Annotated in this window: 2 pseudogenes; both read left to right on the top strand. The window is 78.4% G+C overall.

Annotated elements, in window-relative coordinates:
• A pseudogene (locus tag LPA54_RS36035) lies at positions 1-225 on the top strand (hypothetical protein); the annotation flags it as partial.
• A pseudogene (locus tag LPA54_RS36030) lies at positions 215-472 on the top strand (histidine kinase); the annotation flags it as partial. The pseudogenes LPA54_RS36035 and LPA54_RS36030, both read left to right, overlap by 11 nt.
• Positions 473-547: the final 75 nt, after the last annotated feature.

Genomic DNA, 547 nt, shown 5'->3' with positions numbered 1-547 from the left:
CGCCCCTGGGACTTCGTCGAGTCCGGCGACCCGCGCACCACGGCCGACCTCGTCACGCCCCAGGGCCTGAAGGAGATCGCCTCCTACGCGCAGGGCATCGGCCCCACCCTGAACCTGATCATCCCGCGCGACTCCGCGGGCCGGCTCCGCGACCCCGCCGGACGGCGCCGGCACCCCGTGGAAGGCCGCCGCGCCCGAGCCGGACGACGGCGGCGCCGCCCGTAAGGGCGGGCTGGCGCCCCTCCCCCGGCGGGTGCCGCAGACCAGCCTCGCCGCCGAGCTGCTCGAGGAGCCCGCGGCCGCCGACCCGCGCGACGACGAGTTCACCGCCGAGCACGCCGCCTCCTCCCTGGCCTGTTTCCAGCAGGGCACGCTCCGGGCGCGGGACGCCGTCGGCGACGTGCCCGAGGACGGGCCGCCCCGCGTGCCCGCGCCCGCCTCCGGGCACCCGACCGCCGAAGCCGACCGCTGACCGCCGACCGCCGACCGCTGACGAAGGAACGCCTCCATGACACGCCCCCTGCCCGCCACCCACACCCAGCTGGAC

The organism is Streptomyces sp. DH12 (genome assembly GCF_020873895.1).
In the GTDB taxonomy this organism is placed as follows: Bacteria; Actinomycetota; Actinomycetes; order Streptomycetales; family Streptomycetaceae; genus Streptomyces.
Note: the sequence above shows the minus strand (reverse complement) of the source record. Positions and strands in the feature narration are given on the sequence as shown.